The organism is Embleya sp. NPDC056575, assembly GCF_042793325.1.
Lineage (GTDB): Bacteria > Actinomycetota > Actinomycetes > Streptomycetales > Streptomycetaceae > Embleya.
In genome coordinates this window covers 65,900-91,286 of record NZ_JBHTVA010000018.1, presented here as the reverse complement: position 1 = coordinate 91,286, position 25,387 = coordinate 65,900, and the positions used below count along the sequence as shown (strand labels likewise).

Here is a 25,387-nt window from a genome sequence, read left to right as displayed (position 1 = left end):
TTTCACGTGGAACACCCGTTTGGGTGTATCGCGCTCGGCCTGTGCGCGCTCGCGGTCGGCCTGCTCGTGCTGACCGGGCTGCTCGGACCCTCCGCCGCCCAGCCGCCGCTGCCGGGCGGGCCGTCGTGGTTGCCGCCGTACCGGTTCACCGCCCGTCCCGCCGCCGGTACGGTCACCGGGCTGCTGCTCGCGTCGGCCCTGCTCGGTGCGCTCGGTCTGGGCCTGGCGCTGCGCGAACTCCGGCGCGGCTGGGCGCCGGATCCGGGTCGGCTCACCCTCGGCGGAGCGGTGGCCGCGCTCGCGGTGGTGTGCGTGCCGCCGATGGGGTCGGCCGACCACCTGGTCTACGCCGCGTACGGCCGACTCGCGGCCACGGGCGGCGACCCGTATCGGGACACCGCCGCGACGCTGGTGCGCGACGGGGATCCGGTCGGCCGCGCGGTCGAGGCGCCGTGGACGCACGTGCCGTCGGTGTACGGGCCGGTGGCCACGGCCGAGCAGTGGATCGCCGCCCGGCTCGGCGGCTCCTCGGTGCACACGATCGTGCTGGTGCTGACCCTGCTCGGCGCGGCGGCGTTCGTACTGACCGGGCTGCTGCTCCAGCGGGCGGCCGGCCCCGATCGGGCGGCCCGGGCGCGGGTGGCGATCCTGTGGTCGGTCAATCCGCTGCTGTTGTTCGTCGCGGTCAACGCCGGCCATCTGGACGCGTTCGCGCTGGTGTTCGCGGTGGGCGCGCTGCTCGCGGTGCGCCGCTCGCCCGTGCTCGCGGGGGCCCTGGTCGGCCTCGCCTGCGCGGCGAAGGTGTCGCTCGGGTTGTACGTCCTCGCCCTCGCGTGGGGCCTGCGCGGGCGTCCGCGCGCGCTCGCCGCGCTGCTCGGCTCGGCACTCGCGGTGGGGGTGGCGACCTATCTGCCGGTCGGGCTCGGCGCGTTCGACCAGCTGCGGGAGAACACGAAGCTGGTCTCGCTCGCGGTCCCGCTGCGGCTGGTGCTGAAGCCGATGGAGTCCGCCTTCGGGCACGACCCGGCGCGCTCGCTGATCGGGCCGCTCGGCTGGGTGCTGGGCGCGCTGGTGGTGTGGCTGCTGGCCCGCACCGCCGCCCGGGCCCGGCCCGCGGCGATGGACGGCGTCCTGCGCGACAGCGCCGCCGCGGCCGCGTTGTTGTCCCTGGCCTGGCTGCTGACCACCCCGTACAGCCTGCCCTGGTACGACGTGGCCGCGTGGGCGCCGCTGGTGCTGCTGGCCCCGTCCGCGCTGGACGGCCTGCTCCTGGCCCGCACCACGCTCCTGGTGTGCGCCTACGTCCCGGGCCGGGTGGTCCCGCTGCCGGACGTGGTCGACACCCTCCAGCGCACCGTGCGCGGCACCGTCGGCCCGTGGGCGGGCGCGGCGATCCTGGTCGCGGTGGTGCTGGTCAGTCGACGCGCGGGCGGGCCTCCACTGCCGCGATCACCGCGATCGCCAGCGGTGCCGCGATCGTGAGCGCGACCGCCGGGATCTGGATGCCGGAGTCGTTCACCGCGTAGCCGACCACCGCGGTCACCCAGCACGCGATCAGCGTCGAGCGCAGCCACGGCACCGCCGCGAAGGCCCGCGCCAGGGCCGGTGCGCGCCACTTGAGCGGATCGCGCACGGCGAGCACGAGCAGGACGAACACCACCGGGATCAGCAGCGTGAACGGCGTGGTGAACGAGTGCAGGTTGCCCATCACCTTGCGGTGGAGCGTGTCGCCGGCGGCGCCGTCGAGGACCTCCTGGACGAAGCGGCCCAGGTGCGAGCGGCTCGCCGCCGGGCGCAGCCAGTCCAGCACCGCGATGACACCGATCACCACGACCGCGCCGACCGCGACCAGGCCGACCCTGCCCCAGGAGATCCGGGTACCGGTGAGCAGCAGGCCGAGCACCGCCAGACCGGGGATCAGCGCGAGCACACCGCCGAAGTCGCTGCCGAACGCGGGCCATCCGTCGGCCAGGACCGCCACCGCCCCGACCACCGAGAGCACCACGACCGCCGCCCGCCGCCGGCCGGCCGCGAGCAGGTGTGCCGTGGGCCACGCGACGGCCAGCACGACGGCCATCGCGAAGATCGTCCAGGCGACGTTGCCGAAGCCGTAGAAGCGGCCCGCGACCAGCGGGGACAGCCCGAACAGGGTGTTCATCTGGAGGGGTGAGCCGAGCATCACATCGCCCGCCAGGATCACCGCGGTGGCCGCGGCGACCGCGCCGGCCGGGCCGTACGGATGCCGGCGCCACGGACCGAGCAGCGCGCCGGCGGTCAGCGCGGCGGCGAACGCCACGGTGAGCCCGAGCAGCGCCCACGCCGGGTCGCCGCTCTTCTCCCACGGCACCAGCCCGACCAGGAAGGACCCGCCGGGGATGGCGCCGAAGAACACCCCGATCCCGGTCGCGGCGCGTATCACCGCGGCGCGCGCCCGGATGCGTCCCCGGCGGCCGAACCGCACGGCGAGCCACAGCGCCACGGCCGCGCAGACGAGCGGCAGCAGGGTGATCCAGGTGAAGAAGTACCAGACCTCGCGCACCGTGCGCGACGCCTGCGCGCCCACGTCGAACAGCCCCAGCTCGTCGATCGCGCGTTGCCCGGAGGGTCCGGAGACGTGCGTGTACACCGCGCCGACCAGCTCGCTCGGGGCGTCGATGCCCAGCGGCGCGAGCAGGCTCGGGGCCAGGTCGGTGAGCTGGACCATGCCGTCGTCGCGGGTCGAGGTCGCGGTCAGGTAGCCGGAGTCGAAGGCATGGCCCGCCGAGGTGCCGGGGCCCGACACGAGCAGTGCGCGCAGGTGCGGGGTGCCGGTGCCGTCGGCGAGGCCGGCCACCACGAGTTGGGTGCGCGGCGGCAGCAGGGCGGCGATCCGGCCCACCTGCGCGTCCACCGCGCGCAGCCGGTCGGCGCGCGCGATCCCGGGGCCGGTCAGGCCGCCGAGGTCGACCAGGGTCAGCGCGGAGCGCTCGATCAGGGCGGTGTCCACCGCGGCCGGGTCGGGCCGGTAGTCGGCACGGACCCGACCGGTCGGGTCCGCGCTCGCGTAGGCCGCGCCGGGGCCGACCGCGGTGACCGCCCCGCCGTGCTCGGCGACCGAGGCGGCCAGTTGCCCGAACCGGGGGTTGTAGCCGAACGAGTCGTTGCGCTTGACGATCGCGCGCATGTTCGGCACGGTCGCCGACCCGTCCGGGGCGAGCGTCGGCGGCAGCGGCTCGGCACACGGCTCGGCGCTCTTCGCACTGGTCCGGTTGTCCGTCGAGCGTGCCCCCGCGCCGGTGGTGAGCCACCCGTCGACGGGACACGCGCGCGGATGCACGGTCCGTACCGACATCGCGGCCGAGGTCGAACGACCGGCCAGCGCGGCCAGCGCCGGGGTGCCCCGGCCGTCGATGTCGGCCCAGCTCAGCCCCGGGATCCCGAGCAGGACGACATGGTCGGCGCCGGCCGCGCGGGCCGGCGCGGCACCGGCCCGCGCGGGCAGCGCCACGAGCGCGATCAGCGCCGTGAGCAGGGCCAGGCCCCGGACGAGGCCTGGCAGCAACCGGAGGGGACGAGCGATCACGGGTGCCTGCTCCTCGACGTACGCGGCCTACACGGGGACGAATGGTCGCCCCAGGCTATGCGTCGCCGTACGCCGCCACGCTCAGGGCAGCAGACCGGCCGTGTACGCCGCCGCGGTCGCCGCGCCCATCACCACCTTGACCGGGCGGCCGAGCGTGGCCGCCGCGGCGGCCACATCCTCGTATTCCGGCTGGGCGTTGACCACCCGGCCCTCGAACATCGCGGTCTTGACCCGCACCGGCAGGCCCTCCACCCGGACCGTGCCGAACTCGCGGTCCAGGGCCCGCTTCGCCACCGGCACGATCCGCGCGCCTATCGTCGAGGTCTCCACGAACACGGTGTGCAGCGCCGCGTCCACCCGATCCGCCGGGACCAGGACACACAGGGTGTGCGCGGGCCGGCCCTTCTTCATCAGGATCGGCACCAGCCACGCGTCGCCGGCGCCGATCGCGAGCAGTTTGCTCAGCACCGCCGGCCACAGGCGCGGGTCGAGATCGTCCACGTTCGTCTCGATCAGCACGTCCCCGCCGGCCGGCCGCTCCCGCTCGACCGCGTAGCGCTCGCCGAGCACGACCCGCAGGATGTTCGGCACCTCCTCGACCCGCCGACTGCCCGCGCCGGTCCCGTCGGCGGTGATCCGCAGCGCCGGCAGCGGCCCCCAGGACCGGCAGACCGAGGTGAGCAGGGCCGCCCCGGTGGGCGTGCACATCTCGTACGGCGCCGGGCCCGCGTAGACCGGGGCCGCGGCCATCCGCATCAACTCCAGGACCGCCGGCACCGGGACCGGGAGCACCCCGTGCGCCGCGCGCACGCTGCCACTGCCGAGCGCGACCGGCGAGCCGACCGCCTCCTCGATCCCGAGCGCGTGCAGCGCCGTGCACGTACCGACCACGTCGGCGATCGCGTCGAGCGCGCCGACCTCGTGGAAGTGCACCTCCTCCGGCAGGCACCGGTGCGCCCGGGCCTCGGCGCGCGCGAGCCGGTCGAACACGTCGTGCGCGCGCTCGTGCACGGGCTCCGGCAGATCGGCACGGTCGAGCAGCACCCGTACGTCGTGCCAGGTGCGGTGCACGTGGGTGTGCACGGTCTTGACCCGGGCGCGGGTGGCCGCGATCCCGTGTCGATCGGTGCGCTCGGCGGTGATCAGGATCGGTTCGACGCCTACCGCGTCGACGGCTTGCTGGACGGCCTCCAGCGGGGCGCCGGCGTCGATCAGGGCCCCGAGCAGCATGTCGCCGCTCGCACCGGCCTGGCACTGAAACCATGCGATGGCCAAGCGGATACCTCCCGTCGCGGCCACTTTCGCAGCCATCGGGGGGTCCTGCCGGAAAAACGGTGAAGCGACCGAAAGCGACCGGTTTCTTGTCTTTGACGGTGTATTTTGCCGCGCGGTTGGCGGTGCGCCCGGAATTCGCATTCCCTCGAATATTCGGATACCGACTACGGCGTCGCGCCGCCTCGTTTCGGGCCGGCGGCGCGCGCGACCCGGGCGGCGAACACGCCCGCGCCGAATCCGTTGTCGATATTGCACACCGCGACCCCGGGCGCACACGAGTTGAGCATCGCGAGCAGCGCGGCCAGTCCGCCGAAGGAGGCGCCGTAGCCCACGCTGGTGGGCACCGCGAGCACCGGTACCGAGACCAGACCCGCCACCACGCTCGGCAGCGCGCCCTCCATGCCCGCGACCACCACCAGGCAGTCCGCGGCGTCGAGTTCGGCGTGCACCGCGAGCAGCCGGTGGATGCCGGCCACGCCCACGTCCTCGATCCGCTCCACCTCGGCGCCGAACAGCCGCGCGGTGAACGCCGCCTCGCCGGCGACCGCCGCGTCGGAGGTGCCCGCCGAGACCACCCGGACCAGGCCGCGCGTGGCGGGCGGCTCGCCCACCGCGACACACGTGCCGCTGTCGTCGGTGTACGCCTCGCCGGGAAACGCCGCGTACACCGCGTCGACCACGGCGGCCGACGCGCGCGTCGCGAACGCCGGACGCCGACTTCCCGCACGCAGCCGGTGGAACAGCGCGACGGTCTGCTCCGGGGTCTTCCCGGCCGCGAAGACCACCTCGGGGTCTCCGGTGCGCAGTTCCCGGTGGGTGTCCACCCGGGCGAAGCCGAGATCCGCGAAACCCGCCGTCGGCGCCCGTACGAGGTCGTCGAGCGCCTCGTCCACGCCCGCCTCTCCGGCGGCCACGCGGTCGAGCAGTTCCCTCACCTCGGCCCGGTTCACTGCCCCGATCGTAGCCTTGGCCCCGAACAACCCTGCCACGCCCACCCGTTGCGGCCGCTCCGGCGGCCGGTCAGGACACCGGGACCAGCGCGTCCTTGCGCCAACGCAGCGTCTTCTCGAAGCGCAACACCGCACCGCGCCGGGGATGATTGCTCAGTTGCACGTGATCGGTCATCGCCCGGATCAGCATCAGGCCACGGCCGTTCTCCGCACCCGGACCCGCCATCGCCGGCAGGCCGCGCAGGCGCTCCACGGGGAACCCCGGGCCGCCGTCGATGATCTCGACCCGACAGCGGTCACCGGTGATACCGGCCCGGATCTGGTATTCCGCGTACGCCCCGCCCCGGGCGTGCTCCACGACATTCGCGCAGGCCTCGGACAGGGCGAGACCGATCTCCATCGCGATCTCGCGATCCACTCCCGCCGTCTCCATCGCGCCGACAAGAAGTCTGCGCGCCATCGGCACGCTCGCCGTATCCCGTGGCAGGTGGACAGTCCACCTCATGTCCATGAGCGGCCTTTCGACATCTCCGGAACTGCGGCCGAATCCGGCCCATCGCGTCGACGGGCAGGGCACACCTGGTTTTATTGCCGCCGGTCGGTCCCGGTATGCGCACCTCACGCGATCGGTCGTCAATACGCTGTAAAGACGATTCGTTCGGCGCATCGCGCGGACCTCGCGGGCCGTCGGGCCCGGGCTCGGCCGCCCGCCGGGGCGGACGGAAAGTTTTCGGCCCCGGGGTCGAAGGCGCGTCGCGCGATGAGACGATGGGGCGTCATGCAGGCCGTGTCCGTACCTTTCCGCGCCGTGCGCGCCGCCGTGTTCTCGGCGGTCTGCGCCGCGCTCGCGGCATGCGGTCACGCGTGGATGTCGACCACGCCGCTGCCGCTGTGGGCGCCGGTCGCCGGCTTCGGCGTGGTGTTCGTGTCGGCCTTCGCCGGCGCGGGCCGACAACGCTCGTTCGGCTCGATCACCGCGCTGCTCGCGGTCGGCCAACTCGCGCTGCACACCCTGTTCACCTATGCGGCCGCCGCCCGGGCCGCCGGGACCGCCGGCGCGGGCGGCTCGACGTCGAGCGATCTGCTCGACCGGCTCCTGTGCGGGCCCCGGGACTCGGCCGGGCACGTCCTGCTGCCGGCCGGCTGGACGCCCGAGGCGATCGTGCGCAGCACCCGGGTGGATCCGACACTGCTCACGAGCGAACCGGCCGGCGGACACCACCACATGTCCGGCTCCGGGCCGATGTTGCTCGATGGTGGCACCGGCATGTTGTGCGCGCACCTGGTCGCGGCGCTGCTCACCGGCTGGTGGTTGCGGCGCGGCGAGGCCGCGCTGTTCGCCCTGCTCACGCTGGCGTCGGCGCCGCTGCGGGTGGTGCTCGCGGTGCTGTTCGGCCCGGTCGTCCCGGTCGCCGCGACCCCGGGCCGGGCCCGGCGCGGCGGCGCGGCGGCGGACCCGGCCACGGATCAGGTTCTGCTCCGGCACGCGGTGACCCGGCGCGGGCCGCCGGTGGAGTACGCGCTCGCCTGCTGATCCCGCCCACCGGGTGCCGGATCGGCGGTGGCGCGCGTCCGCCTTCCCGTCGTCCCCACCGGTACCGCGGGGTGCCCTCGTGCGCCCGCGGCCGGATCATCCATGGAGCAGACATCCCATGACCATGTCCACCACGCGTCGCCGCCTGTCCGTGATCGCGGCCTCGGCCGGCGCCGGCGTACTGCTGTTCGCCGGCTCCGCCGCCGCGCACGTGAGCGTGCAGCCGGGCACCGCCGACCAGGGCTCGTACGCCAAGGTCGCCTTCCGGGTCCCCAACGAGCGCGACGACGCGGGGACCACCAAGCTCGAGGTCACCCTGCCCACCGACAAGCCACTCACCTCGGTGCAGACCCGGGCGATGCCGGGCTGGAAGGCCGAGGTCGAGAAGACGAAGCTGACCACCCCGATCGACAACCACGGCAAGCCGCTCACCGAGGTGGTCTCCAAGATCACCTGGACCGCGGACGCCGGCACCCGGGTCAACCCGGGCACGTTCGAGGACTTCGAGGTGTCCATGGGCAAGCTGCCCACCGACACCGACAAGCTGGTGTTCAAGGCGGTGCAGACCTACGACAGCGGTGAGGTCGTGCGCTGGATCGACCTGGCGGGCGCCGACGGCAAGGAGCCGCAGTACCCGGCGCCGGTGCTCAAGCTCGCCGCCAAGACCGGCGCCGCCGCGCCCGCCTCGGCCCCGGCGACCAAGCCCGCCGACGGCAAGGCGAGCGTCGCCGCGGTCGCCGAGGACGACGGTGACGACTCCACCGCGCGCACCCTGGGCGTGGTCGGCATCGTGGTCGGCGTGCTCGGCCTGGGCGCCGGTGTGTTCGCCGTCCTGCGCGCGTCGCGGCGCCCCGGCTCGGCCTGATCCTCGCGGTCCCGCCGCGGACCGCGGTCGCCACCGCGGTCCGCGGCGGAGAAATCCCGGCCCGGGTCGCCCGCACGGATGTGCTCCGTGCCCGCGACCCGGGCCACCGGGCCCGCGCCGACGCCGGACGCGTCCGGCACGAGCCCCCGGCAGCAACGACCTGGAGAACGATGAGCAACGCAAGCAAGTCCCTCGGCCGGGGTCGCCGCACCGGTCTTCGCCTCGCCGCCCTGGCCGCGACCGGGCTGCTGCTCGCCACGGGCTGCAACGACTCCGGCAAGAGCGACAGCGCCGCCCCGGTGAAGGTGCGCGAGAGCAAGTCCAAGTACAAGGGCATCGCGGTCGACCCGCCGTGGACCAAGCCCGAACTCACGCTGACCGACACCTCGGGACAGCCGTACGACTTCCGGGCCAAGACGGCCGGGCGCACCACCCTGCTCTACTTCGGATACACGCACTGCCCGGACGCGTGCCCCACCGTGATGGGCGACATCGTGCGCGCGCTCGGCAAGTTGCCCCCGCAGGACCGGGCCACGGTCGACGTGGTGTTCGTGACCACCGACCCGGAGCGGGACACCCAGGCGGCCCTGCGCGAATGGCTCGACTCGCTGGACAAGTCGTTCGTCGGGCTGACCGGCCCGTTCGACAAGATCCAGGCCGCGGCCCGCCAGGTCGGGGTCTCCATCGAACCGGCGACCACCGGCCCCGACGGCAAGGTCGTCAGCACCCACGGCACCCAGGTGATCGCGTTCGGCCCGGACAACCAGGGCCCGGTCATGTACAGCGCGAGCAGCGGGCTGACCCCGGACGGCACGCCGAACGGCAACTCGTCCGACGACTTCGCGCACGACCTGCCCCTGCTGATCCACCCCGAGGACACCAAGAAGTGAAGCTCTTCCCCCTCCCCCGCAAGGCCGTCCCGCTCGCGGTCGGCGGTGTGCTGGCGCTCGGGATCGGCGGCGTGCTGGTGGCCTGCGCCGACTCCGGCTCCTCCTCGTCGAGCAAGACGGACGACCGCAAGACCGCCGCGGGCGCCGCCCAGGGCGCGCCCCGGCTGCGCATCGTCGACCCGTACATCCCGCAACCCTCCTCGGCGGACGTCGCCGCGGGCTACCTGATCGTGCAGAACGACGGCGACACGGCCGATCGCCTGCTCTCGGTGGCCAGCCCGCTCTCCGGCGAGGTGATGCTGCACCAAACCAGCGGGAACTCGATGCGGCACGTGCCGGGCCTGGACGTGCCCGCGCACGGCAAGGGCGTCCTGGCCCGCGGCGGCAACCACATCATGTTCATGAATCCGAACACCTCCGTGAAGAAGGGCGACACCGTGCCGCTCACGCTCACGTTCCAACACACCGGACCGGTCACCGTTCAGGTGCCGGTGCTCGGGGTGACCGAACGGCCCGGCGACGCGCCGGCCCCGGGTGCGTCCGCGCCGGGCGCGTCCGAGGCCGGCCCGCCCGCTTCGGCGACGGGTACGCCCGCGGAAGACCACACGGGTCATGCGGGCCACTGACCCGGCCGGGCGGCCCGTCCCGGCGTCGGCCCCGCCCCCGGAGCGTGGCGGGGGCGGCCGGCGGGTGCTCGCGTGGGTGCTCGCGCTGCCCGTGCTGCTCGCCGCGCTCGTGCTCGGCGGCGCCGGGGCCGCGTCGGCGCACGCCGTCCTGGAGTCGTCCAACCCGGCGTCCGGGTCGACCCTGAGCGCCGCGCCCGCCTCGGTCACGCTGAGGTTCAGCGAGGGCGTGGAGATCGGGCTCGGCGGGGTCAAGGTGTTCGACCCGAGCGGCACCCGGGTGGACAACAACCAGACCAAGCACGGCCCCGACGGCGACACCACCGTGGTCGCCCCGCTCCGGGGCGGCCTGCCGACCGGCACCTTCACCGTCGCCTGGCGCGCGGTCTCGGCCGACTCGCACCCGATCTCCGGCGCGTTCACGTTCAATATCGGTCAGGCCTCGGGCGGGGTGAACGTCGGCGATCTGACCGACGACGGCTCCACCGCGACCGACGTGCTGGAGCGGGCCGCCACCGGGGTCGCGTACCTGTCCTTCGCGGTGCTCGGCGGCGCGGTGTTGTTCCTGCTGATCGCCCGGCCCGCCGCGATGGGTCGGTTCCGGGTCTGGCTGCTCGTGTCCGGCGCGTGGGGTGGGCTGCTGCTGTCCTCGCTCGCGGTGCTGATGCTGCACGGCCCCAACGCCTCCGGCCTTGGACTGTCGTCGGCGTTCGACGCGGATGTGTTGCGCGCCACCCTGGACACCAAGCTGGGCAAGGCGATCGCGGCGCGGGTGTTGCTCCTGGGCGCCGCCGGCGCGTTGCTCGGCTGGTTGATCGCCTCGCTCGCGGACGCCTCCTGGCGCACCCGGCGGATCGTCGTCGGCGGCTGGGCGGTGTTGTGCACCGCGATCGCGATCACCTGGCCGATCGCCGACCACGCGTCGGTGGGCCGTCAGGTGGAACCGGCGATGGCCGCGGCCGTCGTGCACCTGCTGGCGATGTCCACCTGGCTGGGTGGGTTGGCGATGGTGGTCACGCTGGTGGTGCGACCGGGCGATCCGGCGCCGGGCACCGGGCTCGACGTGCCCTCGGTACGGGTCTTCTCCCGGACCGCGTTCGTATCGGTGTGCGCGCTCGTGGCCACCGGGTTGTACGCGGCCTGGCGGCAGGTGGGTTCGTTCGCCGCGCTGTTCGACACCACGTTCGGCCTGCTCCTGGTGTTCAAGGTCGACCTGGTGCTGCTGATGCTGGCCGGTGCCTGGGTCTCCCGGCGCTGGCTGATGCGGCACATCGAGGCGACGGCCGGCCGATCCCCGATCGGCAAGGGCGCGGCGGGCGGCCCGAAGTGGGCGGTGTTGCGCAAGGCGGTGGTGATCGAGGCCGCGCTGGCCATCGCCGTGCTCGGGGTCACCACGGTGCTCACGGACACCGAACCGGGCCGCACCGCGCACGAGCGCAAGCAGGTGGAGGCGGCGGGGCCGGTCAGCCGCAGTGTCCCGTTCGACGCCGGCGGTGCGGCGGGCAAGGGCAAGCTCGACATCACCGTCGACCCGGCCCGGGTCGGTCCCAACGAGTTGCACATCTACCTCGCCGACCCGATCGGACGGATCCGCGAGGTCGAGGAGTTGACCGTGTCGATGGCGCTGCCGGGCAAGGGCGTCGACGGCGCCGACGTCCAGGTGCGCCGGGGCGGTCCCGGGCACTGGCTGGGCGATCTGTCCATGCCGATGGCCGGTCGCTGGGAGTTGTCGTTCGCGATCCGTACCTCCGATGTCGACCGGATCACCGTGACGGTGCCCGTGGAGGTCAGGTGAGGCACGTACGCCGGATCCTGCTGCTGTGCGTCGGGGTGTTGCTCTGCCTGGCGCCGGCCGGCAGCGCGGTGGCGCAGGAGTTGTCCGGCCAGGGGCCGAGCAACTTCCACACCGTGATGACCTCGCCGAGCGATCTCGCGCCGGGCCTGACGGTGCGGGTGATCGAGAACGGCGCGCGCATGCAGGTGCGCAACACCGGTCCGCGGGACGTGATCGTGCTCGGCTACATGAGCGAGCCGTTCCTGCGGATCGGCCCCGACGGGGTGTTCGAGAACCGCCAGTCCCCGGCCGTGCCGCTCAGCAGCGAGCGGTGGGGCTCGGTCGACGAGAAGTCGAACCTGCAACCGACCGGCGCGCCGCAGTGGCATCGGATCTCCACCGAGCCGGTCGCGCGCTGGTACGACCAGCGGGTGCACTGGATCGTGCAGCAGCGGTTGCCACCGCGGGTGATGGCCGATCCGGACCGGGCGCAGAAGGTGCAGTCCTGGACCGTGCCGATGCGGATCGGCGACCGCGAGGTGGCCGCGACCGGCGAGTTGCGCTGGGTGCCGGGGCCGAGTCCGTGGCCGGGCATCGTCGGCTCGGTCGGACTCGCGGCGCTGGTGTTCGCGGCGGCGTGGCTGCCGCCGGTCCGGCGCCGGGCCCTGCTCGGCTACGGCCTGCTCGCGGGGGTGGTGGCGGCGGCGAGCGTGCTGCACCTGGCCCTGGTCGCGGGCGCTCGGGCGGGCGGGGCGGGGCCGTGGGCGACCGCCTTCCTCGACGGCAACCTGCTGCAACTGTTGTCGAGCGCGGTGGCGTTCGTGGGCGCGGTGCTGCTGGTGCGGCGCCGGATGGGCGGGGCGTGGTTGGCCGCGCCGGCGCTCGGTGTGCTGGCGTTGCGGGTGGCCGGCTACGACCTGCCGGTGTTGTGGCGCTCGTCGTCGCCGTTCGTGGGCGGCATCGGGCTCGATCGCACGCTGACCGTGCTGGTCCTGGGCGCCGGGCTCGGCACGGCGCTGGCCCTGGTCGTGGTGGTGCGGCGCGGATCGCACCCGGCGGCGCCGGCGGGCGCGGGGGCGCCGGTCGACTCCGTCGAGTCGGCCGAATCGGCCGTGGCGACGACGAACGTGTCCGACGCGCCGGTCGGTGCGCGCGGCGCGGTGGAAGACGTGGTGGAACCTGTGAGGGACGACGTGATGAGCAGCCCCCGAAATCGAACGAGCGATTCCTCCGAGCGAGCGAGCACCGGCGCGGACGTCTCGCGGCGTCGCTTCGTCGGTGTCGCGAGCGCGGCCGGCGCGGGCGGCCTGGTGGTCGGCGCGACCGGCGGCGCGGTGGCGTTCGCGGGCGAGTCCGGCGACGACGGCGGCCCGGCGATGACCCGGCTCGGTGCCACCGTGGTGCCGTTTCACGGGAAACATCAGGCCGGCATCACCACCCCGGCCCAGGCCAAGGCGGTCTTCCTGGCCTGGGACCTGGAGCCGGGCGCGGACCGGGCCGCGGTCGCCGCGCTGATGCGGCGCTGGTCGGACACCGCCGTGCGGATCACCGCCGGCCAGTCGGCGCCGGGCGACGACCAGGTCGCGGCGGACGCCGGAGCCTGCTCGTTGACCGTCACCTTCGGGTTCGGCGCGGGCCTGTTCGACAAGCTGGGCCTCGCCGCCCGACGACCCGCGGCGCTCAAGCCGCTGCCGCCGTTCCCCGACGACGCGTTGGATCCGGCCCGCGGCGACGGCGACCTGTTCGTCCAGGTGTGCGCGGACGACGGCTTGGTCGCCTTCGGCGCGGTGCGCGCGTTGCAGAAGCAGGCCAAGGGTGTGGCCCGGGTCCGCTGGCAGATGAACGGCTTCGCCCGCTCGCCCGGCGCCACGGCCAAGCCGATGACGCACCGGAACCTGATGGGGCAGATCGACGGCAGCAACAACCCCAAGCAGTCCGACCCGAAGTTCGACGAGAAGGTCTTCGTCGGCGCCGCCGGGACCGAGCAGAGCTGGCTGGTCGACGGCTCCTACGTGGTCTTCCGCCGGATCCGGATGTTGCTGGACGCCTGGGACGGCATCGACAAGGCCCATCAGGAGCGGGTGATCGGCCGGAGCAAGGACACCGGTGCGCCGCTGACCGGCGGCGGCGAGCACAGCGCGGCGGACTTCGGCAAGCGTGGTCCCGACGGCGAGTTGGTGATCACCGCCAACGCCCACATGCGCGTGGCGGCGCCGGAGTTCAACCGGGGAGCGACGATGCTCCGCCGCGGCTACTCCTACCACGACGGCTTCGGCACCGACGGCGCACCGGACGCGGGGCTGCTGTTCGTCGCGTGGCAGCACGACCCGGACGACGGCTTCGTACCGATCCAGCGCAAACTGGCCCGCGGCGACGCGCTGTCCCCGTTCCTGCGGCACGAGGCGAGTGCGATCTTCGTCGTCCCGCCGGGGTGCGCCCCGGGCGGATACGTCGGTCAATCCCTGTTGGAGGGCTGATGCCCAGGCGTGCGGAACCGATGGCGAGGCGGCGTCGCCGGTGGGTCGGGGCGCTCGCCCTGCCGTTCCTGCTCGCCGGCTGCGGGAGTTGGGGCGCGGAGGGCGGACCGGGCTCCTACATGAGCGAGGCCGAGGCGACCGCCGCCGCGTCCGAGGGTGTCGCGGCGCTGGGCGCCGACGGTGTGCAGCGGATCGTCTTGCGGGTGGACGACAAGCTGCGCTTCTCGCCGTCGGTGATCCGGGCCCGGACCGGGCCGCTGGTGATCACCCTCGCGGACACCGGGATCACCCCGCATCAGATGATCCTGCCCGGCGGTGCGCCGGTCGCGCCGTCGGAGGGCGGCACGTCGCAGGACATCAAGCTGAGCTTCGGCAAGGCGGGTTCGTACACCTTCAACTGCATGTATCACGTGGGCAGCGGCATGGCGGGCACGATCGAGATCACCGAGTAGCCGCATCGCGCCCACGGATGGGCCGTTTCGCGACGCCGCGGCCGGGTGGTCCGACCGCGGCGCTGCGCGGGCGCGGGTCGACGTCAGGGGATCAGCACGATCTTGCCGGTGGTGCGGCCCGCCTCGGCCGTCTCGTGCGCCTTGACCACCTCGTCCAGCGGGAAGGTCTCGGCGACGATCGTGCGCAGCTCGCCCGCCTCCGCGAGCTCCGCCAGCAGGGCCAGCCGGGTGGGGTTCGGGTCCAGGTCGACCGTGATGCCCCGGACGCCGGCCGCCTCGGCCTTGGCCGCGGTGGCGTCGGCCGCGGGTGGGTTGGTGATGTTGAGCAGGATGCCGCCGGGCCGCAGCGTGGCCAGCGAGCGGTCCTCGTACTCGCCGCCGATCAGGTCCAGGACCACGTCCACGTCGCGTACGGCGGTGCCGAAGTCGACGGTGGTGTAGTCCACGACCTCGTCCGCGCCCAGCTCGCTCAGCAGGGCGTGCTTGGCCGCGCTCGCGGTGCCGATCACGTACGCGCCGCGCGACTTGGCGATCTGTACCGCCAGGTGCCCGACGCCGCCCGCCGCCGCGTGGATCAGCACCCGCCGACCGGGACCCACCTGCGCGACCTCGACCAGGGCCTGCCAGGCGATCGAGCCGGACAGCGGCAGAGCCGCGGCGTGCTCGTGGTCGAGGGTGCTCGGCTTCCGCGCGAACGAGCGCTCCGAGGCCACCACGAACTCCGCGTAGCCGCCGGCGAGATGCGGGAAGTCGGGGATGCCGTACACCTCGTCGCCCACCGCCAGGCGCGAGACGCCCGCGCCGACCGCGGCGACCACGCCCGATACGTCCCAGCCGAGCGTGAACGGCGGCACCAGCCACATTCCGCCGGCCCGGATCTTGGTATCGATGGGGTTGACCCCCGCGGCGCGCACTTCGACCAGTACCTCGCCGGATCCGGGCGCGGGTATCCCGGTCTCGATCACACGCAGGACCTCGGGTCCGCCGAGCGTGTCCTGGTGTGCCTTGCGCATCTTCGCCGTCGTGTCGATCGTGTTCGTCGTCATGCGGCAAGCATCGACGTGGCGGTCACCATTGTGAAGAAGGCACCTTCCTGGTACCTGGGTACCTTATGCATACCCCTCCCGACCTGCGCCCCTTCGGTGGTGCCGACGTCTACCTCAGCGACTGCGCCTCGCGCGCCGTACTCGACCTGATCGCGAACAAGTGGGTCGCACTGGTGGTCGGAGCCCTCCACCCGCAAACCCTGCGCTACGCGGAGCTGCGCCGGAGGCTCGGCGGGATCACCAAGAAGATGCTCACCCAGACCCTGCGGGACCTGGAACGGCACGGCCTGGTCCGCCGCACGGTCTATGCCACGGTGCCGCCGCAGGTCGAATACTCGCTCACCGAACTCGGGACCAGTGTGAGCGGCCTGATGGCGGAGATCCGCAACTGGTCCGAGAGCCACATCGACGAGATCGCGGCGGCGAAGCTGGCCTACGCGGAGGCGGAGGCACACCGGGTCGAGGCGCTCTGAGCCGACATACGCCGAGGATCCCCCCGCCGCGACCGATGGCGGGGGGATCCTCGGCTCGGGGCCGGTCGCTAGCGCTTGGGCGTCCTGGCCCGGCGTACGTTCACCTCGGACTCGACCGGCTTCGCGAGCACACCGCCGACCAGGCGCGACAACGCGGACAGGAACATCGCGCGTTCGTCCTCGGGCAGCGTGCCCAGCACCTCGTCGTGCACGCCGTCGACGATCCCGCGCCCGGCCCGGATCAGGTCGCGGCCGGCGTCGGTCACCACGATGATCCGCGCCCGGCGGTCGCTCGGCGCGGGCCGTCGCTCGGCGAGCCCGGCCCGCTCCAATTCGTCCATCGTGACCACCATCGTGGTCTTGTCCAGGTCGGACAGCTCGGCCACCTGTGCCTGGGTCAGGTCGCGGTCCACCGCGTGGACGAGCACGCAGTAGTTGCGCGGCGAGACGTCGATGGCCGCGAGGGCCGCCGCCAGCCGGGTGTTCAACACATGCCCGGCGTGCACGACCATGCCGGTCACATCCAGGACGGTGGGGGCAAGGGGCTCGGTGGTCATGCGATCAGCGTAACAAGATAGGTAAGCCGACAGATTGTTTCGTAATAGATCTCTCGTCTCAGCGTCCCAGCGCCTGGAACCGCCGTACCGCGAGGGGGAGGAAGATCGCGGTGATCACCAGCGGCCAGAGCATCGCCATCGGCAGCGCGTGCGTCTCGATCCAACCGCCGCCGTGCGGGGCCGGTTCGCCGAACAGGTCCCGGATCGTGTTCGCCGTGGACGAGACCGGATTCCACATCGCCACCGTGCCCAGCCACTGCGGCATCATCGACGGCGGGGTGAAGACGCTGGAGACGATGCCGAACGGCAGGGCGATCGCGAACAGGCTGCCCGCCGCCTCCGCGTTCGGCACCAGCAGTCCCAGGTACACCCCGACCCAGGTCAGCGCGAAGCGCAGGAGCAGGAGCAGCGCGAACGCGGCCAGGATCCGCGGCACGCCGCCGTGCGGTCGCCACCCGACCACGAGCGCGATCGACGCCAGGACCGCGAGGTCGAGACTCGCCCCGAGCACGTCGGCCACACCGCGCCCGCTGACCACCGCCGAGGGGGCCATCGGCATCGAGCGATAGCGGTCCATCACCCCGAGCTGTCGGGTGAAGGCGACGATCGTCGCGGTGTTCATGAACCCCTGCGCCATGGTCATCGCGAACATCCCCGGCAGCGCGTAGTCCTTGTAGTCGACGCTCCCGCCCACGTTCATGGCGCTGCCGAAGACGTACACGAACAGCAGCACGGACACGATCGGAAAGCCCAACTGCCAGGCGAGCATGCTCGGTTGGCGGGCCGTGTGGACGATTTCGTTGCGGACCACGGTCAGGCAGTCCGCGATCGCCCAGTAGAGCCGACGCTCGGGGGCCTCGGCGGGTGCGGTCGCGGCGCTCACCGGCGCGCCACCTCCTTCCCGGACGGCGCGGACGGATCGGATGGGTCGGATGGGTCGGATGGGTCGCCCGGACCCGAGGGATCGGGCCGCGCGGGCGTGGTCGGATCCGGGTCGTCCTCGTGTGCCCGGTGCCCGGTCAGGCGCAGGAAGACCTCGTCCAGGGTCGGTCGGCGTACACCGATGTCCTCGATCGTGATGCCCTCCTCCCGACATACCCGCGCGACATGCGTCAGCGCCGCGACCCGGTCCCCCACCGGGGCGGTCACCCGCCGCTCCTCGGCGTCGACCAGCGGCTCGCCGCCGGCCTCGGTGACCAGGGCCAGCACCCGCAGCGCGGGTTGCAGGTGCTCGGCCTCGCGGACCACGATCTCGATGCGGTCGCCGCCCAGTTCGCGCTTGAGCCGCTCCGGGGTGTCGTCGGCGATCTTGCGTCCCCGGTCCAACACCGCGATGCGGTCCGCGAGTTTGTCCGCCTCGTCCAGGTACTGCGTGGTCAGCAGCACGGCGGTACCGCCCGCGAGCAGCGAACGCACCGCCTCCCAGACCTCGTTGCGGGCGCGCGGGTCCAGCCCGGTGGTCGGTTCGTCGAGGAAGAGCACGGTCGGCGCGAGGATCATGCTCGCGGCCAGGTCGAGCCGTCGGCGCATGCCGCCGCTGTACTGCTTGACGCCCCGATCGGCGGCCTCGACCAAGTCGAACCGTTCGAGCAGTTCGTCCGCGCGGCGGGCGGCGCGGCGCTTGTCCAGGTGGAACAGGCGGCCGAACAGGATCAGGTTGCGCCGCCCGGTCACCGCCTCGTCCAACGCCGCGTTCTGGCCGACCAGGCCGATGTGCCGGCGCACTCGCCTGGGGTCCGCGATCACGTCGTGCCCGGCGACCAGCGCGCGACCGCCGTCCGGGCGCAGCAGGGTGGACAGGATCCGGACCGCCGTGGTCTTGCCGGCGCCGTTGGGGCCGAGCAGCCCCTGAACCGTGCCCGGGGCCACGGTGAGATCGAAATCGTCGAGGGCGCGCTTGGCGCCGTACCGCTTCGTCAGGCCCTCGGCGAGGACCGCGTGACTCGTCGTTTCCATCAGCCTCCTTCAACCGAGTACACCGTACCCGACTCGCGTACACAGTACCCAGTTTTAAAACGGCCGATGTGCCGCGAGCCCGTACGCCGATCCGGGCCGGTGCGGGCGGGGGGCTCCTACGATGGGAGGCACCATGACGAGCACCGACCACACCGGCAGCGGCGACCTGGCCCGCAGTCTCGAACTGATGTGGGGCCTGGACCGGAAGCCGACCCGAGGCCCCAAGCCGGCGCTGACCCTGGACCGGATCGTCGCGGCGGGCATCGCCGTCGCCGACGCCGAGGGGCTGGACGCGTTGTCCATGCGGCGGGTGGCCGCCGAGGTCGGGGCGGGCACGATGTCGCTCTACCGCTATGTGCCCGGCAAGGCCGAACTGCTCGACCTGATGGTCGACAAGGTCAACAGCCCCGGCGAAACCGAGTTCCCGCCCGGACTCGGCTGGCGCGGCGCGCTGGAGCAGGTCGCGCGCGGGATCTGGCAGATGTACAACCGGCATCCGTGGCTGCTCAACGTCGACCAGGCACGGCCGGTGCTCGGCCCGAACTCGCTCCGGGCCCTGGAACTCACCCTCGCCGCGATCGGCGACGCGGCGCTGAGCGACCGGGAGAAGATGACCGTCCTGACGATCATCGACGGCGGCTACGTCAGCGGCATGGCCCGCACCCACTTCAACGCCAAACACGCGGCGCAGCGCACCGGGGTGAGCGACGAACAATTCTGGGCGGCCCAGGCCCCGATCCTGAACGCGGCCATGACGAGCGGGAACTACCCGGAGTTGGCCGCGCTGTCCCAGGACAGCTTCACCGCGGACGGCGAGGGGGAGTTCGAGTTCGGCCTGCGCCTGCTTCTGGACGGCCTGGAGGCATTCCTCGAGCGCCGGACCTGACCCGGGAGGGTGGCCACTGCCAGGAACGGTTGTGGGCCGGGCCCGCCGGCGTCATCATCGGTGCTCGGCCACGGGGGTCGGGGACGGCGGGGATCATGGACGAGACACCGGCGCGGCGGCGAACCGCGCTCCGAGTGGCGCTCGGGTGCGGAATCGGGGCGATCGCGCTGACGCTCGCACCGGTCGGGGTGGGCGGATCGGCGGCGTCGGCGGCCGACGGGCCCTCGGTGAGCGGGCCGACCGGGGAGGTGCGACCGGGGGACACGGTGACGATCCGGGGTTCGGGGCTGACCGGCTGCCCCACGAACACGGTGGATGTGTACCTCGCGTCGGTGAACGGCGGCAGTTCCGGCGAGTACGACGACCTGCTCGCCGCGGGACTGCCGGTGGACGCGGCGCACGGGAACTCGATCGCCTTCCGGCACGCCGTACCCGCCCCGGTCTACAGCTCGAACGGAGCGACGGGGCAGAACGTCCCGGCGGTGAACCGGATCGTGGTGCGCTGCCCGGGCCGGGAGGACAACCTCGCGCAGACGCCGATCGAGATCAACGCGTTCCGCAAGGAGGAGACCGCGAGCCCGCCGGCCGACCTGCGCACCCGGCGCATCCTCGTGGAGCCCGCAACGGCGTTGCCGGGCACCGAGGTCACGCTGTGGACGAACCTGCGCTGTGGACGGGCGAACGCGGACGACGACGCCGAGGTGAGGTGGGACGGGCACTTCCTCGCCAAGCTCAGCATCTTCGACCCCGCCGGCACCTCGTATCGCTTCATCGTGCCCGAGGGTCCGGCGCGCGGACCGCGGCCGATCACCGTGAGCTGCTTCGCCCAGGGCGCCGGGATGCCGGACAACGGGGTCACGCTGCGGACCGAATTCCAGGTTCCCGAACCGAAGTTGACCGTGACGCCCGCGCAGGCGACGGCGGGTCGGCCGCTGCGGGTCGAGGGCAGCGGGTTCGTCGGGTGTGCCCGGCCGGTCGACGGCGGGGCCGGGGCGCTGACCGTGCGGCACGGCCGGAACGAGTTCGGGCGGGTGCCGGTGGCGGCCGACGGGCGGTTCGCGGGCGAGGTCACCGTGCCGAGCGGACCGGCGGACGGCGAGGGCGCGTTGACGGTCGCCTGTGTGGGTGGGGCCGGCTACGACGGCGACGTGTCGGTGCGGCTCGCGGTGATGGCCGCGACGAAGGACGCGGAGCCGGCGGGGGATCGTTCGGAGGCGGCGGTGAACCTGCCGAGTCCGGCCGATCTGTTCGACGAGCCCCGGCCGGTGCTCGTGGCGGGCGCGACCGCGCTGGCGGCGCTGCCGGTGCTGGGCTTCTCGGCGGAGTTGTTCAACCGCACGTGGGCGGAGAACCGGCTGCGGATCCGACGCCGACTGCGGCCGGGGGCGGCCCGACCACGATCGCAGCCCCGGGTGCCCGAGTTGCAGGTGCTGGCCTTCGTCGTGCTCTCGGCGGCCACGTGTGTGGCGGTGGAGCCCGGCACGGGCTGGAACGCCGGGACCGGTGCGCTGGCCCTGGCGCTGGTGGCGGCGGTGCCACTCGGGGTGTTGGTGTACGAGGGCCCGGCCGAGGCGTATCGGCGCCGGGTCTCGCGCATCCGGGCCCTGCCGCATCTGGTGCCGGGGGCGCTGGTCGTCGCCGTGCTCCTCGCGGCGGCGTCGCGACTGCTCGACCTGGCCCCGGGCTATGTGTACGGCCTGTTCCTGGCCTTCACCTCGGCGGGACTGCGCCGACTGTCGCCGGCCGACGAGGGCCGCGCGATCGCCCTCGGCTCGTGGTCGCTGGCCGGCCTCGCGGTGGTCTCGTGGGTGTGGCGCATCCCGGTCACCCACGTCCTGAACGACTCCGACGGCGCGCCCTTCGGGTGGGTCCTCGCGGAGGACCTGCTCACCCAGTGCTTCGTGGCCTCGGTGGTCGGCCTGGTCTTCGGCCTGCTCCCGATGCGCTTCATGGACGGCCACGCGCTGTGGCGGTGGAACCGCTGGGCCTGGGCGGCGATCTACGTGGCGGCCCTGTTCCTGTTCACGCTGACCCTGCTCGACCCCACGGGCGTCGCGGGCGGGACCACCCGGACCATGTGGCTGCGCTCGATGTACCTCTTCGCCGGGGCGGCCGTGCTGTCCGTGCTCTTCTGGGCGACCTTCCGCCTGCGGCCGGCTCGGCCGCCGGTGACGCCCTGACCCGTCACGGACGCACTCCCCACAGGAGTCGGACGGCCGTGTAGTTCCCGACGACGATCGCGGCCTGGTTGTCCAGGGCGGTCGGCCGGCGGGTGGACCAGTATTCGCTGTGCCCCTCGGCGCCGTCGGTCGTGAAGCGGTTGGCGCCGAACCCCGCGTCGTCCGGGGTGATCCCCCGGGGGCTGCCGTCCACGGTGGGGGCGTGCGCTCCGAAGCCGAGGGCGACGACCATGTCGTCGTGCGCGGCGCCCACCCAGACGTGCCGCGGATCGAGGTCGAGATCCGCGGCACGGGTCGCGTGCATCCCGGGACTGCCGACGACGATCACATCCTTCGCGAACAGTCCTTCGTCGCGCCGTGCGGCCTGCCCGAGCACGACCGAGCCGTAGCTGTGGCCGATCACCGTCAGATGCCGGTTCGTCTCGATCCCCTGGGCCACCCCGACGCCGCGCAGGAACGTCGCGAGGGCCGGCGCGGCGGTGTCGGCGTACGACGTGGTCGTCGCGTGGACCAGGGTGTCCGGCGCGTCGTAGCCGACCCACGTGATCGCCGAGACCTCGCCGGGGTCGGTCAGCCGACCGGCCGCCTGCCACAGGCTCCGCATCCGGGCGACGTCCGAGCCGATGTGCGCCAGGCGCGCGCCGGTGCCGGGGACGTACACGGCGGTGTGCGCGGCCCGGTCGGGGTTGCCGATGGCCACGATCGCCCGGCCGTCGCCCCGGGCGTCGAAGCCCATCAGGAACAGGTCGGCGGCGGAGCCGAGGACGGCCTCCAAAGACCCGATCGCGGCCAGGCGGCCCTTGAGTTCGGTGACCCGAAATCGCCGCCGGGCGTCGTCGACCCGGCCCGCCGCGTCCCGCTCGGCCCGGGCCGTCGCGAGTTCGGCGGTCACGGCGGCCTTCGCCTCGGCCAGCGCGACCCGGTTGGCCCGGTCCCGCACCTCCGTCGGCAGCCCGTCCGTCGCACCGAGCAGCGCCGGGTAGGCGGCCTGGTACCGGGCCCGGTCCGTCGCGCTCAGCCCCGCCCACCAGCGGGCCGCGGCGGCCGGATCGCCCTTCGGGATCGCACCGGGGCGCAACCCCGCCAACGCCGTCACGGCCACCCGGTCGGCGGCGGTGTCCGCCCAGTCGGCCGCCGGGGTCGGATACAACCGGGCCAGCGCCCGCGCACAACGGTCGTCGATCTCGGCCGCCCGCCGAACCGGCTCGGCCAGGCGCCGCTCGACCGTCGCCGCATCGGCCCCCCGGCCCGAGTCGGCCGGCCGGACCCGCCCGTCCTCGGACACGGTGAACCCGGCGCTCGCCGCCTCCGCCACGCCGACCCGCACCTCACGCTGGGCGGCCCGCAGCTGCTCGGCGGCCGTGTCCAGGACGGTCAGCACACACCGGGCCTCCTGCGCCGCCACCGCGACCTGCTCGCCCCGCACGGCCACCGCCCGCGCCGCCGCGTCGGCATCCGCGCCGGTCCAGTGCGAGGCGCGCAACGGGCCGGCCACACCGGTCGTCGCCCGCCCGGCCAACGCGTCCAACCCGGCGGCCAGTTCGGCCCACTCGGCCACCACCCGATCCAGCCCGCCCAGGGCCGCGTCCCGCAGGCCGGACACCGTCACCATCGGCGCCCGCCCTCGGCGAACACCCCGGCCGCCGCCCGATCGGCCCGATCATGCGCGTCGGCGTCGGCCACGAGAAGGTCGCCCATCCCGGCATACCCGTCGGCAAGCGCCCGCACATGCGCCACCCACGCGGCCGTCACCGCCTCGACCGCCGCCACGATCGCCAACCCCGGACACCCGGCGACCACCCCATCGGGCCCACCGGCAGCCCGCCGCAACCCCTCCGCCACGTCACGGGCCACCCCGGCCCCCTGCCGCAGAGCCCCGGTGTCCACCCGAATCCGCCCTGAGGCACCCCCGCCACCCTCGCTGCCACCAGCCAAGACCCCTCCCCGTGGTCGCCTGGTCACGCACCGAGATCAAACGATAGCCACAGGAAGCCCTCATCGGACCACCGGATCCCTCGAATCCCCGGAGAGCGAACAAGCCCGCCAACCAACGCGTGACCGAACCTCGCCCTGCTCGTTCATACGTATGGGCGAACGCAATCAGCCGTTCGGGGGACACGGGTGAATCGACCGAGCAAGGACGAAGGCAACCGTGCGAGCACAGCGCGGCGACCGCACAAAGTTCTCGAAACTGCAGGTCAGACGAATACCCTGTCAAATCCGTACGGAATTTATCAGGACAAACAGCACATCACCAGAGGCGAGGGAGCCAGCATGAGCCACGAGAACATCATCGAGGTTTTCGCCTACGGACCGGAGAGCCAGGTACGCGTCGCCGTGATCGACGGTGACCCATGGTTCTGCGCCATCGACGTGTGTGCGGCGCTGAACCACACCAACTCACGGATGGCGGTGGCAAACCTCGACCAAGACGAAAAAACCAGCCTCCGTGTTGAGAAAACCGCAGCTCAGAGGGGTTCCGTAAGCAATCCTTACGGAACCTCCGATCCCGGCGGCAACCCGAACATGACCTTCGTCAGCGAGTCCGGCCTCTACACGCTGATCCTGCGCAGCAACAAGCCCGAAGCCAAGCCCTTCCGCCGCTGGGTGACCCACGACGTCCTCCCCACCATCCGCCGCACCGGCCGCTACACGCCCGCCACCAGCGAAAACATGGACGCCCTCCTCTCCCGCGCCATCGGCTCGATCGCCGATCTCGCCGAGCGCACCGGAGATCTCACCAAGGCCGTCGAGATCAACACCATGGCCGTGGCCCGCCTCACCGCCGGCTTCGAGTCGTGCGCCCCGTTGTCCACAGACACTCGTAACACGACCCCTCCCACCTCGGAAACCCACAGCGATCCCCAGGTTGTCCACAACGATTTCCACAGGGTTATCCACAGGCCCGTGGATTTCCCCACACCCGGCGATCGACGTCGCCTCACCCCCGAGGCCGTGGCCGCCTGCCGGCGTCGGGCCCGGGACGGGGTGTCGGTCTATCGGCTCGCCCGCGAGTACGGAGTGAGCGACTCGACCATGCGCTCGGCGGTGCGCGGGCAGACCTACCGCTACGTGCCCGAGCCGCCCCCGTCCCCCTGACCCGAGGCCGCCCGCACCAGCCGCCCCCGCGCCGCCAACTCGATCGTCACGGCCACCGCGACCGCCTGGACCTGAAGCAGCGCGACCAACACGAACAGCTGCACCGCCCCCGCCTGCAACGGCGTCGCACCCCCGAGCAACATCCCCACGAAGGCCCCCGGCAGGGTCACCAACCCCACCGTCCTGGTCTGGTCCAGGGCCGGGATCAGCGCCCCCGAAGCGGCCGGTCGACAGATCTCCATCGCCGCGTCCCGATCGGTGAAACCCAAGGTCAGAGCGGCTTCCACCTCGCCATGACGCTGTGTCAACTCCTCCAGCGCCCGGCGCCCCGCCAGCACCGTCGCGGTCATCGCGCCGCCGATCAGGATCCCCGCGATCGGGATCAGCACGATGCCCTTCGCCGGCACCAGTCCGCTCGCCCACAGCAGCACCAGGGTCGGCCCCGTCGCCGCCACGATCGGCACCGCCGGCCAGAACAACCGGCGTGTCGCGCTCACCCGCCCGGCCGCGGTCAGCGCCGCGACGGTGTACATCATCACCACGAACAGCGCCGCGAACCCGAGCCGGTCCACCACGTGTGTGATGACGAACGACACCGCCAGCAACTGCACCGTCGCCCGCACCCCGGACAGCACCACCGCCCGCCCGTGGCCGAGCCGGGCCAGTGCGGCCACCGCCGTCGCGACGGCCAGGAGCACCACGGCGACGACCCCCAGGGCCGGTGTCACCGGCAACAACGTCGAGGCGTTTTCCACAGGCCCAGCCTCACCCCCTCGGCGGTACCGCGC

23 protein-coding genes are annotated in these 25,387 nt (G+C 73.2%); 12 read left to right on the top strand and 11 right to left on the bottom strand.

Features of this window, described 5'->3' with window-relative positions:
• The first annotated feature begins 6 nt into the window (after positions 1-6).
• Entirely contained in the window at positions 7-1,482 is a 1,476-nt protein-coding gene (locus tag ACFRCG_RS16735; protein WP_380032141.1) for a hypothetical protein, read from the top strand.
• Here the strand turns inward: ACFRCG_RS16735 and ACFRCG_RS16730 are convergent.
• The 4 genes from ACFRCG_RS16730 to ACFRCG_RS16715 all read right to left on the bottom strand — a co-directional run bounded on the left by ACFRCG_RS16730 (position 1,415) and on the right by ACFRCG_RS16715 (position 6,298).
• On the bottom strand, positions 1,415-3,562 hold the full coding sequence (locus ACFRCG_RS16730) for a hypothetical protein (RefSeq protein WP_380032140.1): 2,148 nt from the start codon (positions 3,560-3,562) through the stop codon (positions 1,415-1,417). The genes ACFRCG_RS16735 and ACFRCG_RS16730 overlap by 68 nt on opposite strands.
• Positions 3,563-3,643: 81 nt before the next feature.
• Positions 3,644-4,837, bottom strand: a complete 1,194-nt coding sequence (larC, locus tag ACFRCG_RS16725; RefSeq protein WP_380032139.1) for a nickel pincer cofactor biosynthesis protein LarC — start codon at positions 4,835-4,837, stop codon at positions 3,644-3,646.
• 164 nt (positions 4,838-5,001) lie between these two features.
• The gene (gene larB / locus ACFRCG_RS16720) at positions 5,002-5,787 is read right to left on the bottom strand and encodes a nickel pincer cofactor biosynthesis protein LarB (RefSeq protein WP_380032137.1); all 786 of its coding nucleotides are present in this window, start codon (positions 5,785-5,787) and stop codon (positions 5,002-5,004) included.
• Positions 5,788-5,857: 70 nt separating this feature from the next.
• On the bottom strand, positions 5,858-6,298 hold the full coding sequence (locus tag ACFRCG_RS16715) for an ATP-binding protein (RefSeq protein WP_380032135.1): 441 nt from the start codon (positions 6,296-6,298) through the stop codon (positions 5,858-5,860).
• A gap of 249 nt (positions 6,299-6,547) precedes the next feature.
• On the opposite strand from ACFRCG_RS16715, the gene ACFRCG_RS16710 reads away from it, so the two are divergent.
• From ACFRCG_RS16710 to ACFRCG_RS16680, 7 genes are all read left to right on the top strand, one after another.
• Entirely contained in the window at positions 6,548-7,321 is a 774-nt protein-coding gene (locus ACFRCG_RS16710) for a hypothetical protein (protein ID WP_380032133.1), read from the top strand.
• A 118-nt stretch (positions 7,322-7,439) separates the two neighbouring features.
• Positions 7,440-8,186, top strand: a complete 747-nt coding sequence (locus tag ACFRCG_RS16705) for a YcnI family protein (RefSeq protein WP_380032131.1) — start codon at positions 7,440-7,442, stop codon at positions 8,184-8,186.
• 170 nt (positions 8,187-8,356) lie between these two features.
• On the top strand, positions 8,357-9,076 hold the full coding sequence (locus tag ACFRCG_RS16700; protein WP_380032129.1) for an SCO family protein: 720 nt from the start codon (positions 8,357-8,359) through the stop codon (positions 9,074-9,076).
• A complete protein-coding gene (locus tag ACFRCG_RS16695) occupies positions 9,073-9,702 on the top strand; it encodes a copper chaperone PCu(A)C (protein ID WP_380032127.1) in 630 nt (209 codons plus the stop codon). The genes ACFRCG_RS16700 and ACFRCG_RS16695 overlap by 4 nt, the downstream gene beginning before the upstream one ends.
• On the top strand, positions 9,689-11,494 hold the full coding sequence (locus ACFRCG_RS16690) for a copper resistance protein CopC (protein ID WP_380032125.1): 1,806 nt from the start codon (positions 9,689-9,691) through the stop codon (positions 11,492-11,494). The genes ACFRCG_RS16695 and ACFRCG_RS16690 overlap by 14 nt, the downstream gene beginning before the upstream one ends.
• A 1,175-nt stretch (positions 11,495-12,669) precedes the next feature.
• Entirely contained in the window at positions 12,670-13,950 is a 1,281-nt protein-coding gene (gene efeB, locus ACFRCG_RS16685) for an iron uptake transporter deferrochelatase/peroxidase subunit (RefSeq protein ID WP_380032242.1), read from the top strand.
• Complete coding sequence (locus tag ACFRCG_RS16680; protein ID WP_380032123.1) at positions 13,950-14,402, top strand: hypothetical protein; 453 nt, start codon at positions 13,950-13,952, stop codon at positions 14,400-14,402. Before efeB ends, ACFRCG_RS16680 begins: the two co-directional genes overlap by 1 nt.
• A gap of 83 nt (positions 14,403-14,485) precedes the next feature.
• On the opposite strand, the gene ACFRCG_RS16675 is transcribed toward ACFRCG_RS16680, so the two are convergent.
• On the bottom strand, positions 14,486-15,448 hold the full coding sequence (locus ACFRCG_RS16675) for an NADP-dependent oxidoreductase (protein ID WP_380032122.1): 963 nt from the start codon (positions 15,446-15,448) through the stop codon (positions 14,486-14,488).
• A 65-nt stretch (positions 15,449-15,513) separates the two neighbouring features.
• Here ACFRCG_RS16675 and ACFRCG_RS16670 point away from each other — a divergent pair, with 65 nt between their 5' ends.
• Positions 15,514-15,921 (top strand): winged helix-turn-helix transcriptional regulator, encoded by a 408-nt coding sequence (locus ACFRCG_RS16670; protein ID WP_380003244.1) that lies wholly within the window; start codon positions 15,514-15,516, stop codon positions 15,919-15,921.
• 68 nt (positions 15,922-15,989) lie between these two features.
• Here ACFRCG_RS16670 and ACFRCG_RS16665 read toward each other — a convergent pair whose 3' ends face one another.
• The 3 genes from ACFRCG_RS16665 to ACFRCG_RS16655 are packed head-to-tail and all read right to left on the bottom strand — an operon-like array spanning position 15,990 to position 18,434.
• Positions 15,990-16,478, bottom strand: coding sequence for a MarR family winged helix-turn-helix transcriptional regulator (locus ACFRCG_RS16665; protein WP_380032121.1), 489 nt, complete (start codon positions 16,476-16,478; stop codon positions 15,990-15,992).
• A 58-nt stretch (positions 16,479-16,536) separates the two neighbouring features.
• Positions 16,537-17,361, bottom strand: a complete 825-nt coding sequence (locus ACFRCG_RS16660; protein ID WP_380032119.1) for an ABC transporter permease — start codon at positions 17,359-17,361, stop codon at positions 16,537-16,539.
• Positions 17,358-18,434, bottom strand: coding sequence for an ATP-binding cassette domain-containing protein (locus tag ACFRCG_RS16655; protein WP_380032117.1), 1,077 nt, complete (start codon positions 18,432-18,434; stop codon positions 17,358-17,360). Before ACFRCG_RS16655 ends, ACFRCG_RS16660 begins: the two co-directional genes overlap by 4 nt.
• Before the next feature lie 133 nt (positions 18,435-18,567).
• Between ACFRCG_RS16655 and ACFRCG_RS16650 the strand changes: the two genes are divergently transcribed.
• Positions 18,568-19,320 (top strand): TetR/AcrR family transcriptional regulator, encoded by a 753-nt coding sequence (locus ACFRCG_RS16650; protein ID WP_380032114.1) that lies wholly within the window; start codon positions 18,568-18,570, stop codon positions 19,318-19,320.
• 95 nt (positions 19,321-19,415) lie between these two features.
• Complete coding sequence (locus ACFRCG_RS16645; RefSeq protein ID WP_380032112.1) at positions 19,416-21,500, top strand: FGLLP motif-containing membrane protein; 2,085 nt, start codon at positions 19,416-19,418, stop codon at positions 21,498-21,500.
• Between the two features lie 4 nt (positions 21,501-21,504).
• Here the strand turns inward: ACFRCG_RS16645 and ACFRCG_RS16640 are convergent, their stop codons facing one another.
• Together ACFRCG_RS16640 and ACFRCG_RS16635 are read right to left on the bottom strand one after the other, a co-directional pair.
• Positions 21,505-23,112: an alpha/beta hydrolase gene (locus ACFRCG_RS16640; RefSeq protein WP_380032109.1), complete on the bottom strand. Its 1,608-nt coding sequence runs from the start codon at positions 23,110-23,112 to the stop codon at positions 21,505-21,507.
• Complete coding sequence (locus ACFRCG_RS16635) at positions 23,106-23,387, bottom strand: hypothetical protein (protein WP_380032107.1); 282 nt, start codon at positions 23,385-23,387, stop codon at positions 23,106-23,108. Before ACFRCG_RS16635 ends, ACFRCG_RS16640 begins: the two co-directional genes overlap by 7 nt.
• 387 nt (positions 23,388-23,774) lie before the next feature.
• On the opposite strand from ACFRCG_RS16635, the gene ACFRCG_RS16630 reads away from it, so the two are divergent.
• Positions 23,775-24,599, top strand: a complete 825-nt coding sequence (locus ACFRCG_RS16630; protein WP_380032104.1) for a Bro-N domain-containing protein — start codon at positions 23,775-23,777, stop codon at positions 24,597-24,599.
• Here ACFRCG_RS16630 and ACFRCG_RS16625 read toward each other — a convergent pair.
• Positions 24,569-25,354: an ABC transporter permease gene (locus tag ACFRCG_RS16625; protein WP_380032101.1), complete on the bottom strand. Its 786-nt coding sequence runs from the start codon at positions 25,352-25,354 to the stop codon at positions 24,569-24,571. The genes ACFRCG_RS16630 and ACFRCG_RS16625 overlap by 31 nt on opposite strands.
• Positions 25,355-25,387: the final 33 nt, after the last annotated feature.